This window comes from Bacillus sp. Au-Bac7 (assembly GCF_021341655.1).
Classification (GTDB): Bacteria; Bacillota; Bacilli; order Bacillales; family Cytobacillaceae; genus Niallia.
The window spans coordinates 12,449-24,880 of record NZ_JAJTTG010000008.1; the positions used below are offsets into that span (position 1 = coordinate 12,449).

Genomic DNA, 12,432 nt, shown 5'->3' on the forward strand with positions numbered 1-12,432 from the left:
TTTCCCTCCTTTCTTACTTAGTAAAATCTCCTCCTAAAACTTCTTGTGAAATCTCAGAAAGTTTGCCTTCATCAATTAACTCTTGCAGAGCTCCATCTATATCTTCTTGCAGCTTTGTATCATCCTTGCTGTATAGATAATATGTTTTGGAAACATAGGCAGGCTCACCTGATGTTTTTAAATCGGCTTTAAATTGCTCATTTAATTTGTTTACATCAAACTTAGTCAGCAATGTTGCGTCAATTGTTCCAGTTTGTAGATCCTTTACAAGCACCTCATTAGCACCGGTGCCATATACTATATCTATTTTGTTGTCATGCTCTTCATTGTACTGCTCCAAAATATACGCGTGGTTGCTTCCTGTTGATGTATAAACTTTCTTACCTGCCAAATCATCTAATGTATTAAAATTGCTACCTGAATTAGCATCTACTACGATATAGCTTGTGTAATCCGTGTAACCTACTTTTCCATATAAGTATTTTGCTTGTCTTTCCTCATTCACTTCGTACTGATGTGCTGCCAAATCTACTTTATTTGCATCAAGTGCAGGCAGAATATTTTTAAATTCAAATGACTCGTATTTAAATTTATACTGCGTAAGTTTTTCATCGACTGCATCGAGCACTGCTTTTTCATATCCTGTCAGCTTCCCGTTCTCATCCAAATAAACAAATGGCTGATACGCATTGCCAGTTCCGACGATTATCTCTTTCGCATCAGAATCATTGTTGTCTGCGCTGGCACTTTCTGCATTATCTCCATTTCCGCACCCTGCCAGCACCAATCCTAATGCAGCTGTAATACCAATAACCTTCCACGATTTAAATTTCGGCAGTATTCTCATGACTTTTCCCACTTTCCCTTAATATTTAATTCACTTTGTTTTTTCCATTCGGCATCAAAAGCAGCTTTTTGCCATTAGTCAAAATAGGTGTTCTGATGCTTTTTTTGCTTCGTTTCGGGTAACGATATTTCTTCTCGAGAACACCAAATAATTGCTCTAATCCAATGCTCAATACGACAAAAATAACGGCAGCAATGAAATAACCTTCCATAACTCGGTAGTATAAAGCTCCTAAAGTCTGCACCTTGCCCATTACATCTAATATCCCTAAAGAAAAGGCAAGAGAAGTGTCCTGCAAAAGATTAATGATGGAGGCACCGAGACTTGGCATCGCAATCTTGCTCGCCTGCGGTATAAGCACTCTTCGATATGTCTGTCCTTTCGTCAATCCAATCGAGGCAGCTGCTTCATATTGTGATGCAGGCACACTCAATATGGCAGAACGGAAAATTTCAGAAAAGAATGCTGCCGTATTTAATCCGTAAGTTATATAAATAAAATAGATTTTATCCCATTGAGAAAGATCAATTCCCATGGCCCCAAGCAAGCTTGGTAGACCATAGAAAACGATAAACATTTGCACTAATATCGGTGTTCCTCTTACGAAGGAAATATATAGGATACAAAGTTGATTGAGTACAGGCACCTTTTCTATACGCAGATACGCAATTAGTAAGCCTACAGCAGCTCCAATCAGTGTGGCAATCAATACAATCAATAAGGTTGTCGGAAGAGCACTTAACACTTTAGGGAAGAGGGAAACTACGTATTCCCATTTAAAAAACTCTCCCATAGGTTGCCTCCTTTCTTGTTATACAGAAGTCTTTTCAGCTTTAGCGTCCACAAACGGCGGAGTTCCGAGAATACTCTTATCAAAGCGTTCTGGTATTAACACTTTATACATCAGTACTCCGATGTCTCCATCGTTTTCATGCTGGAAATATTCCTTGTAGCCTTTCCGTTTGTACATTTCCAATAGCCAAGGATGCTTTTTGCCGGATGTACCAAGGGTAAAGGCAGGAGCCTTAAATGTGTCACGCAGCAGAGTGTTTTCTACATAGTCCAATAATTTATTGCCTATTCCTTGTCCGCTTAAATCGGGTGCTGTCGCAAACCACCAAACAAACGGGTAGCCTGATACAGGAGTTTTACTTTCCCAAGGAAAGCGGATTGTAATTGTTGAGATAAGTCTGCCGTCCCGTTCCATGACGACAGCTGTGGAATTAACGATATTTTCCGTAACCATTTCAAGCGTGGCTCTTGTGGAAGGCCAGTTGATGCCTAATTCTCCAACCGACTTGAATGCACTGGACAATAATTCTAGAAATGCTGGGGCATCTTCTTTTGTTGCAATTCGAAAGATATCTTCACTCATACAAATTCTCCATTCTGTATATTTTTTCAATAAAGATGTTGATACTTTTTTCTAGTTATTGAAAGTCAAGTTGCATTTACCTACCTAAGCTCTCCGCTCCTTCCTTACTTGCTTTTATATCCATGTAATCTGATTGGATATGTATACTATAATATTTTTTTCACTCTTTGACTAATTAGTATTAGTAAAGCATCAATTCAATAAAACTAATAATTAATATAATCCCATAAGAATACTAGGTTTAAAGGTAGTTAGAAGCTGTTTTTTTCGGCTGATTCCAAATAAAATCGGGAATTTCCTTGCGCAAAACAGGCAGAATTTCTTCAGAAAATCGTTGAATTTGTTCTTTTTGTTCTGTTTCGCTAAGTCCATCCACACTTAACCCCTGCACTTGATGACCGAAAGCTTTGTGGTAAAGTAAAATCTTTTCAATGATAGATTCTGCTGATCCGACTAAAGACGGACCATTTTCAATATAATCCTCTAAATCATTAAAAGGTGAATTATTGTGCTTGGAAGCATCTGTATTCATAAAAGCATCATAATAAGGACGATATTTCTTTATAGCCTTCTCCTTCGTGTTGGCAATATATAAGCTGCCTGCTCCAGATCCGATTACTGCCTTATTAGAATCATGCCCGTAGAACTCCAGTCTTTCCTTATAATGATCAATCAGCTGCTTATATTTTTTCAGTGGATGAAAAACATTAGATGAGAAAATAGGATCACCATTTTTCGCTGCTAATTCAGTAGAAGCCGTGCTGGATGCACTTCCATGCCAGATGGGAATTCGCTTTTGGTATGGCCTTGGCTCAATTGTGACATTTTCTAAAGGCGCACGGTACTTTCCGTTCCATGTAACAGACTCTTCCGCCCATAGTCTTTTTAATAAATCATACCTTTCTGACAGTGATTCCCACTGTTCTTCCTCTGTTATTCCAAACAAAGGATAATGCCGCGGGTCATTGCCTTTTCCAATAATTAAATCAAGCCGTCCTTTTGATAATTGATCCAATGTAGCGAAATCCTCTGCAACCCGGACAGGGTCCAACACACTTAAAACCGTTACAGTAGTCAATAACCGTATTTTTGTAGTTTTTGCCGCAATCGTCGACAGTACAACTGCTGGAGAGGAGGAAAGGAATGGCGGACCATGCCTTTCCCCCACTCCAAAACCATCAAATCCTTGCTCTTCTGCCAGAACAGCTTGATTTATAACATTTTCCAGTTTCTGATAATCGGTAAATGTTTCACCGCTCACAGGATTCACGTGATTGCTGATAAGTGAAAATAAAATGAATTTCATGGCGATCCCTCATCTTTATAATTTTCTCTTTATTACTTATTAATGAAAACATCGTTGAACTGCGGATAGCCTTGTGAATCAAAGGTTAAACCTTTAACTTCATTAGATGTTGCTACAGTATATGGGAAGACATAAATAGGAATAAAGTATCCTTGCCCAATCAATTTTTGCTGCACCTTTTTGTATAAGTCGGCCCTTTTAGCTGCATCTGTCTCCAACTCACCACTCTCCAGCCATTGATCAATTTCACTGTCATGAAGTCGAGCGAGGCTTGAACCGCCATTTTCAGGCAGATTATCAGAATGGAAGAATAGCCGGAGCACATCAGGATCACCAGCTACCCTGCTGTTGCCAATTACATCATAATCCTTGCCATTTTTAGTGATATTATAATAGTCTGCTGATGTAGTAAACTCAAGCTTTACCCCTATTTCCTTTAATTGCTGCTGAATGATTGTAGCAATATCGTGGCGCTTCTCTCTGTTAACATTGCTGTCTATTAAACGAAGCACCAGTTGATTACCGTTCTTTTCTCTTATCCCTTCACTATTCTTCGTCCAGCCAAGGCTTTCTAATCGTTTATTAGCTTTCTCTATATCAATTTTCGCTGTATTTTCGAGGGCCTTGTCATATCCAAGAATTGTTGGTGTTATGACAGACCATGCGCGCTTATATGTTCCTAGATAAAGCGTGTTAACAATATTATCTACGTCTATCGTTTCCTTCAGTGCTAATCGTGCTTCTAATTCATTCCATGGCTCATTTTCCGGATTTACAAACAGACCATATGGCATCCCTGCTGTTTGTGTTTCATAAATTTGCAAGTTTCCATTTGCTTTAATAGACTTAAGATCTTGTGGCGGCACTGTTTCAACCGCATTTAATTGATTGCTTTGGACACTGCCTATTCTCGTTGCCTCTTCAGGAATAATTTTGTACGTAAGCTTATTTAAATAAGCTTTTCCTTCATGGTCAGCATAGGGAGCTTTCCGATTATAATCATCGAATCTTTCCAAGACAATTTCATTGTTCTCATCAAGATTCACAAACTTAAATGGCCCAGAGCCAACTGGATTTGTTGCTAGAGACAAGCCATACTTTTCAGCAGCTTCTTTTGAAACAATTGCCAATTTAGGCTGACTTAAATTACTTAAGAAGGTTGCAGCAGGCTCTGAGAAATGAATGGTTATGGTATATTCGTCTATCACTTCGGAAGACTCATAATTCTCAATCAAAGCATATGCACTAGCAGCTTTCGTTTCAGGATTTACGATGCGGTCAAAGTTATACTTAACTACTTCTGCATTGAATTTGCTGCCATCATGAAAGGTAACATCGTCTCTTAATTTGAATGTAAAAGACTTTTGGTCGTCCGATACCTCCCAGCTAGTTGCAAGCCACGGTTTTATCTCATTATTTTCTGTTTGATAAACGAGCTTTTCATATATGCTGTTATTCACCCTCGTGGATACAGCCATCCCGCTCGTATGAGGGTCAAGACTGTCCGGCGCTGTTGCCAGGCCATAAACCAGTTCGCCTCCTTCTTTGGGCTCTGCATCTTCACTTGCAGAAGTATTTTCGTTAGCATTACCGCAAGCAGTCAGCACCAGCAAAACTGCCATTATATAAAATAGGACAGGCTTTCGCAATCCAATTAATTGCAACATCTTTGTCTCCCCCTAATCTCTTTTTATCTACTTTAAATAAACGCTAAAGGATAATGGCATGCTGTAAATCTATCTTTCTGTATTTCCGTTAACACCGGCTCTTCCATGGCACATTTCCTATTCGCAAACGGACATCTCGTACGGAACCGGCATCCTGACGGCGGATTTGCCGGCGAGGGAATCTCTCCTTTTGCTTCAAGCTTTTTCTTGCCCTTCCTATTTGGAATAGAGTCAATCAATGTCCTTGTATAAGGGTGGGCTGGCTTTTCGAAAATCTCCTTACTTGGTGCAATCTCCACAAGCTTTCCTAAATACATAACACCAATTCTGTCAGAAATATGCTGGACAACACCTAAATCATGGCCAATAAACAAATACGTCAAGCCCATTTTCTTCTGAAGATCCTGGAGTAAATTAATAATTTGAGCCTGTACGGAAACATCTAAAGCAGAAAGTGCTTCATCTGCGAGAATAAAGGATGGATTTAAGGCAATCGCTCTAGCAATTCCAATTCTTTGCCTCTGTCCGCCTGAAAACTCATGAGGATATCTTGCAGTCCATTCGCGCTTTAATCCGACCTTTTCCAGCAGCTCTTCTACTGTTTCTTGTATTTCCTCCTTGGAAAGCTTTAAATGCCACTTTAATGGCTCTGCAATAATCTCTCCTATTTTTAGACGAGAATTGACAGAACTATTGGGGTCTTGGAAAATCATCTGCATTTCTTTCCGATATTTGCCCATTTTTCGGCTGTTAAGTCCTGATAATGGATTACCATTATAGAGCACTTCCCCGCCAGACAGTTTTTCTAGCTGCAAAATGGCCCTTCCTAACGTCGATTTCCCGCTTCCAGATTCTCCAACAAGTCCAAAAGTCTCGCCTTTTTTAATGGAGAATGACACATCATCTACTGCCTTGACTTGTTTTTTTGTAAATTTCAAACCACTTCCAAGCGGATAGTGCTTGCTGATTTGCTTAATATCCAACAAGATTTCCGGGTTATCGTTAGCCTTTTCCATAATGATGTCTTCTGCGAGCTTTTCCTCTTGTAGTTGATCACTTAAGCTCCATTCAGATTTTGTCACTAACTCCTCTGCATAGAAACAAGCAGAGTAACGGTCATTTACTATTTCAAGATTCGGTCTTACTCTTTTACATTTTTCCGTCGCAAATGGACAGCGGGGATGAAAAAGGCAGCCTTCTGGCAGGTCATTTAAACTCGGTATGCTACCTTCAATGGAATACAGCTTGCCAATACTTGCTGATATGCTCGGCATAGATTTCAGCAGCCCTCTAGTATAAGGATGATGCGGTGTTTGAAATAGCTGTGAAACAGTTGCATTCTCGACTATTTCTCCTGCATACATCACAACAATTCTGTCTGCGAGCTCGGCAGCAATCCCTAAATCATGAGTGATCAGCAGTAACCCCATATTAAATTCATCTTTTAATGATTTTAATAACTCGATAATTTGCTGTTGGATAGTGACATCCAATGCTGTAGTAGGCTCATCCGCTATAAGCAAATCAGGCTCACAAGATATCGCCATTGCAATCATAGCCCGCTGCAACATACCGCCTGAGAACTCATTCGGATACTGCTTCATTCGATACTCTGGCTCTGATATTCCCACTTTTTTCAGCAGTTCTATTCCTTTTTCCCAAGCTGCCTTCTGTGAAGTTTTTTGATGCTTTCTGATCATTTCCGTTATCTGATGGCCAATTGTGAAAACTGGATCAAAAGCAGACAAAGGTTCTTGAAAAATCATCGCGATTTTTTTCCCTCTAATAGACGTGAGCATCTTTTCATCACTGGTAGTAAGGTTGGTACCTTGAAAGGTTATATCTCCTTGTGAGATGATGCCATTCTCATACTCAATCAATCTCATAATGGCCTTTGATGTTATTGTTTTTCCGCTTCCTGATTCACCGACTAAACAGACAGACTCACCAGCCTTAATAGACAGGTTCAATTCAGACACAGCAGTAAGGAGCCCTGTTTTTGTTTTAAATTCTATATTTATCTTATTTATATCGAGCATTAGGCGTTTTCTCCTTTCTGCTGTTTCTTTGGATCAAGGAAATCACGGAGACTGTCACCAATAATATTTGCTGACAATACAAAAGAAGTGATTGCAATACCAGGAAATGTAGCAATCCACCAAGCGGCTGCTAAGTAGCCTCTGCCTTGTGACAGCAGTGTTCCCCAGTCGGGAACCTCTTGGACGATTCCTAATCCTAAAAAGCTTAGCCCTGCTCCCAAAAGAATGGAGGACCCTAGCCCATTAGTCGCCATAACTAACAGCGGGGAGTAAGCATTAGGCAAAATGTGGCGAAAAAAAATGACAAGATCGCTTACCCCGATTGATTTTGAAGCAATGACAAAATTCCTCCTTTTTAATGTGAGAATTTGTCCCCGCATCAATCTTGCATAGCCAGGCACTGCCGAGATCGATATGGCGAGAATAATATTCATCAAACTCGGTCCCAATGCTGCGGCAAAGGCAAGAGACAGCAGCATTCCTGGAATTGTCATTAAAATATCAATAATTCTCATGAAAATAAGGTCGATCATCCCTCCAGCATATCCAGCTACAGACCCGATGAGCATTCCGATAGTAGCTGCCACAATAACGGACAAAATACCGATAATGAGAGATGTCCTGCTTCCAAAGACAATCAAGCTGAAAACATCCCGGCCAAAGTAGTCTGTACCGAGAATATGAGTGGCCGAAGGTGCTTGCATAATTGCATCTGTAAACATTTTTGTGGGGGCATAAGGTGCTACCCACTGTGGAAATACTGCACAAACCAATAAGAAAAAAATAATACTTCCGGCCACATAGATAAAAACATGCTCGGGGTGGAAAATTCGTTTTTTCTTTTTAACTACAGTCGTTTTTTTGATTTGCCCAGCTAATACCGTTTCTTTCAAGTGAGTCACACCTCCTAAAATGATTTTCGGACACGAGGATCAATAACTGAATATAAGATGTCCACAATAAAATTTATTAATATATAAACAATCGCAGAAAAAAACACTACCCCTTGGACAACTGGCAAATCCTTTGCCGTAATGGCATCTGCCACAAGCCTTCCGATGCCTTGACGGGAAAATACCGTTTCAATCACTACCGCCCCGCCCAGCATATCACCGATCATCATTCCTATAATTGTAATCGATGGAATTAGAGCATTCCTTAAAGCGTGTTTATACATAACCACCTTTTCTGATAACCCCTTCGACCTTAATGTCAGGATGTATTGCTCAGTCATCACCTCAAGCATACTGTTCCTTACCATACGGACGATTGCACCAGAACCTACAAGTCCAAGTGCGATAGAAGGAAGTACTAATGTAATCCAACCGTCAGATCCTATGGAAGGAAACCAGCCTAAGGTCACGGAGAATATGAGAATTAGTAAGATGCCTGACCAGAAGGTTGGCATAGAAATGCCAAAAAGTCCGATTAATCTTGCAACATAATCAATCACGGTGTTATGGTGGATTGCTGAAAAAACACCTAAAGTAATGCCGAACACGATAGATAGAATCGCACTAACAACAGTTAAAGCAATGGTAGCGGGAAACTGTGTAATAATTTTGGATAACACGGGTGAATGATTAACAATGGAGTTCCCGAAATCTCCTCGCAAAATATTATTTAAATATTCAAAAAACTGAGTGTGGAAAGGTAAATCCAGACCTAGCTCTTTCCGTAAATTAGCTGCCATCTCAGGAGTGGCACCTGTCCCCTCAAGCATTTGATCGACTGCATCTCCTGGGAGGGAATAATTAATGATAAACACTAAAAACAAAGATCCTAACAAGACAAAAACAGCAGCAATCATTCTGTTAACGATAAATTTCCCCATAAACGCTACCTGTTTTATACTTCTAAAGCTTTATTGTTTTTTAGACTGTGCTGATTAATCGGCTTTTTTAGGCCTAAATGGTCTCTTAATGTGCTGCCTGAATATTCTTCCTCATAAATGCCTCTTGCTTGAAGAATTGGCACAACTTTTTCTACAAACACTTTAAATTGGCTTGGAATGTCAGAGTTGATGATAAAGCCGTCTGCACCGCCGCTTTCAAACCAGCTCTGAATCTTATCTGCCACAATTTCAGGAGTGCCGATAAAGGTGCTTCTTGGAACGGCAACCTGCTGAGCCACTTGGCGTAGTGTCAGCTTATTTTCCTTTGCCATTCTTTTTATTTTGTCTGTTGTGCTCTGAAAAGCTTCCTTGCCTATATCCCCTATATCCGGAAATGGTTCATCCAGCGGAAAAACACTGAAGTCAAATTGGTCAAAAAACCTTCCAAGATACGTAATCGCATTATCAATCGGCACTAAGCTGATAAAATCCTCATATATCTTATTTGCTTCCTCTACTGTGTCAGCTACAATAGGACTGATTCCAGGGAATATTAAAATATCATCATGACTGCGACCATTTTCAGCAGCCTTCGTTTTTACATCATGATAAAACGCAATAGCTTCTTCTAACGTTTCGTGACCTGTGAAAATCGCATCTGCTGACTCCGCCGCAAATTTTTTGCCCCTTTCAGATGATCCAGCCTGAAATATAACAGGATATCCTTGCGGTGATCTTTCCAAATTCAAAGGTCCTTTAACGGAAAAGAACTCTCCCTCATGATTTAACGCATGCATTTTTTCTTTATCAAAAAATTCTCCAGTGTCCTTATTTCTGACAAATGCACCGTCTTCCCAAGAATCCCATAGTCCTTTAACTACAGTGAGATGTTCAGATGCTTTTTTATAGCGCTCCTCATGGGAAGGAAGCTCTGTCTCATTGAAATTTTGAGCTGCTCCAGCTGATGGAGATGTTACAACATTCCAGCCTGCTCTTCCTGCACTTATATGGTCTAATGATAGAAACTGTCTGGCGACATTAAAAGGCTGGCTATAGGAAGTGGAAAGTGTCCCGACAATCCCTATCCTTTCTGTAGCACCTGCTATTGCAGTCAGTAAAGTAATCGGCTCAAACCTGTTTAAGAAATGAGGCAGTGACTTTTCATTGATAGACAGTCCGTCAGCCACAAAAATGAAGCTGAAATTTGCTTTTTCTGCAAGCCTTGCTCGTTCTTTATAGAACGGTAAACTAACACTTGCATCTGCAGGAACAGATGGGTGACGCCATCCATCTGTTGTCCCGCCAATTCCATGAATCATTGCACCAAACTTTATTTTCTTCACCATGTTTTAGCCACCTTCCACAAATTTTTATTATTCCAATGAAAATAGTCAACTTTAAATTAAAAAATTAAGCTAATGCTTCTTTTAATGCTTCCAGGTCTACTTTAAAAACGGCTTTATATTCTGCAGAATCCCCGTCACTTACCTCTACTACCGGTACATAGCGAATACCATATTTAACTTCAAGCACATCTCTTAAAGAATCATTTTCTGTCACATCAATTGTTGAATACTCAAAATTATTATCTGATAAGTAAGATTTGACTTGTTCACAATAACTACATCCAACTTTGCTCCACACTACCACTTTTTTATTTTGACTCATTATATTCCCACTCCTTCATTTTCTTTTTCTATGTGAATACTCTCTTCTGCAAATGCCTCACTTAATAGCTTATAAGAACTTAACCTGTCATTAATGTCCACAATTGGTGATAAGGAAATGATTTCATCGATTTCATGCTCTTTAGCAAGACTGCTAAGAGCATCCCTGACACTTTCCTTCGAACCTGCAACATAACCCGCTTTTTGAACGATAAGCTGATAATCTGATTCTTCATACTGGCTGATTACCTTTTCCGCCTGCTCCAAAGAACCTACATTTAACTTCTTCCCATCTGCCAGTATTACCTTGACAGACTCTCTTTGCTTAATAAAGGAATCAGCTTTTTCATCAGTTTCAGCAACAGCTACTGTCAATGCCACTATAAATTGCCCACCACCAGCCGGTGAAAACTGCTTAAACCGTTCTCTTGCTTCTTTTAGAACATTTTGCTCTCCATTTATAAAGTAAGCAAACACAAAGGATATTCCAAGTTTTGCAGCCAGTTCTGCACTTTCTGCACTTCCTCCAAGAAGTATAAGATCTGGTCTCACCCTTGGAGTAGGAGCAGCCACTAAATCTAAGTCACGCTCCTTATGGTAAATATATTGCTTTAAATCAGCCAGTTTTTCTTCAAAAGACTTTTGGGCTTCTACTTTGTCTTCCTGCAGTGCTTTTGTAGATAAGTTTAAGCCACCTGGTGCTTTGCCCACACCAAGATCGACTCTTCCTGGAGCGAGCGATGAGAGCACATGAAACACTTCGGCAACTTTATATGGGCTGTAATGCTGTAGCATTATGCCCCCAGAACCGACTCTAATATTTTTAGTAGTTGCCAGCAGAAAGCCGATTAAGCTTTCTGGTGCAGACCCAGCTAATTGACCGTTATTATGATGCTCTGAAACCCAAAAACGATGATAGCCCAACTGATCAGCTGCCTGTGCTAACCTCACCGTATTTTGGAGCCCCTGTTCTGCTGTTTCTCCTTCACCAACAGGACTCTGATCAAGAATGCTTAATTTAAATGCCATATTTTTCACCTCACGATTGATTAAACAAATTGGGATAATGATTCATTTAATCTTGATATTGTTTCATCTGCCAGCGTAAAAGTATTATCATCCTGCTTTGTCACTTGTGTATCCTGTATATAGACACCGCCATATATATTTGTTGTTCCTAAGTTGATCAGCACCGGTTTAAGCACATAATCGATCACTAATAGATGACCGTATGTACCTCCTAAAGCTAGTGGGAGCACTGCCTTGTCTTTTAAAGCCTTCTGTGGCAGAAGGTCAATATATGTTTTCAAAATACCAGAGTACGCTGCCTTATACACTGGGGTTAGAAAGATCACACCATCACTCTTTTCAATTAATTGATTTACCTCTTGAATTTTCTCATTTTTGAAATCGGCCTTGATTAATGCTTCACTTGGAAGCTGATGAACTTGAATAATTTCAACATCAATACTGTTGCTTTTCAAAAATTCCTCTGCATAATTCAATATGCCTGTTAAACGAGAGTGAATAGAATTCCCACCAGCTACGATTGTAATTGTCGGCATTTTACTTCCCCTTTCAAAATTCCCTCTAAACCACTTGGATTAGTTGATAATATAGATTATAATAAAGCAAATAATTCAGAAAGTATAATCAGTAAAATTAAAGCTGGGATTCAGAATTACTAAATTTATAAC

Annotated in this window: 12 protein-coding genes; all 12 read right to left on the bottom strand. The window is 39.6% G+C overall.

Translation table 11 applies throughout. The annotated features are described in order from the left end of the window. Positions 1-13: 13 nt before the first annotated feature. The gene (locus LXM54_RS19755) at positions 14-847 is read right to left on the bottom strand and encodes a transporter substrate-binding domain-containing protein (RefSeq protein WP_233316956.1); all 834 of its coding nucleotides are present in this window, start codon (positions 845-847) and stop codon (positions 14-16) included. A 25-nt stretch (positions 848-872) separates the two neighbouring features. Then, complete coding sequence (locus tag LXM54_RS19760; RefSeq protein ID WP_233316957.1) at positions 873-1,640, bottom strand: amino acid ABC transporter permease; 768 nt, start codon at positions 1,638-1,640, stop codon at positions 873-875. 18 nt (positions 1,641-1,658) lie between these two features. After that, positions 1,659-2,222, bottom strand: coding sequence for a GNAT family N-acetyltransferase (locus LXM54_RS19765; RefSeq protein ID WP_233316958.1), 564 nt, complete (start codon positions 2,220-2,222; stop codon positions 1,659-1,661). Positions 2,223-2,463: 241 nt separating this feature from the next. Further along, positions 2,464-3,528 carry an LLM class flavin-dependent oxidoreductase gene (locus tag LXM54_RS19770; protein ID WP_233316959.1) on the bottom strand — a complete coding sequence of 355 codons (1,065 nt, stop codon included), beginning with the start codon at positions 3,526-3,528 and terminating at the stop codon, positions 2,464-2,466. 32 nt (positions 3,529-3,560) lie between these two features. After that, positions 3,561-5,195: an ABC transporter substrate-binding protein gene (locus LXM54_RS19775; protein WP_233316960.1), complete on the bottom strand. Its 1,635-nt coding sequence runs from the start codon at positions 5,193-5,195 to the stop codon at positions 3,561-3,563. 32 nt (positions 5,196-5,227) lie between these two features. After that, the gene (locus LXM54_RS28315; protein ID WP_325169589.1) at positions 5,228-7,234 is read right to left on the bottom strand and encodes an ABC transporter ATP-binding protein; all 2,007 of its coding nucleotides are present in this window, start codon (positions 7,232-7,234) and stop codon (positions 5,228-5,230) included. Further along, the gene (locus tag LXM54_RS19790; RefSeq protein WP_245400082.1) at positions 7,234-8,127 is read right to left on the bottom strand and encodes an ABC transporter permease; all 894 of its coding nucleotides are present in this window, start codon (positions 8,125-8,127) and stop codon (positions 7,234-7,236) included. Before LXM54_RS19790 ends, LXM54_RS28315 begins: the two co-directional genes overlap by 1 nt. 14 nt (positions 8,128-8,141) lie before the next feature. Further along, positions 8,142-9,068, bottom strand: coding sequence for an ABC transporter permease (locus LXM54_RS19795; RefSeq protein ID WP_233316961.1), 927 nt, complete (start codon positions 9,066-9,068; stop codon positions 8,142-8,144). A 14-nt stretch (positions 9,069-9,082) separates the two neighbouring features. Further along, entirely contained in the window at positions 9,083-10,414 is a 1,332-nt protein-coding gene (locus LXM54_RS19800) for an LLM class flavin-dependent oxidoreductase (protein WP_233316962.1), read from the bottom strand. A gap of 64 nt (positions 10,415-10,478) precedes the next feature. Then, positions 10,479-10,736, bottom strand: a complete 258-nt coding sequence (locus LXM54_RS19805; protein WP_233316963.1) for a glutaredoxin family protein — start codon at positions 10,734-10,736, stop codon at positions 10,479-10,481. After that, positions 10,736-11,764 carry an LLM class flavin-dependent oxidoreductase gene (locus tag LXM54_RS19810; protein ID WP_233316964.1) on the bottom strand — a complete coding sequence of 343 codons (1,029 nt, stop codon included), beginning with the start codon at positions 11,762-11,764 and terminating at the stop codon, positions 10,736-10,738. The genes LXM54_RS19805 and LXM54_RS19810 overlap by 1 nt, the downstream gene beginning before the upstream one ends. A 20-nt stretch (positions 11,765-11,784) precedes the next feature. Further along, the gene (gene ssuE, locus LXM54_RS19815; RefSeq protein WP_233316965.1) at positions 11,785-12,300 is read right to left on the bottom strand and encodes an NADPH-dependent FMN reductase; all 516 of its coding nucleotides are present in this window, start codon (positions 12,298-12,300) and stop codon (positions 11,785-11,787) included. Positions 12,301-12,432: the final 132 nt, after the last annotated feature.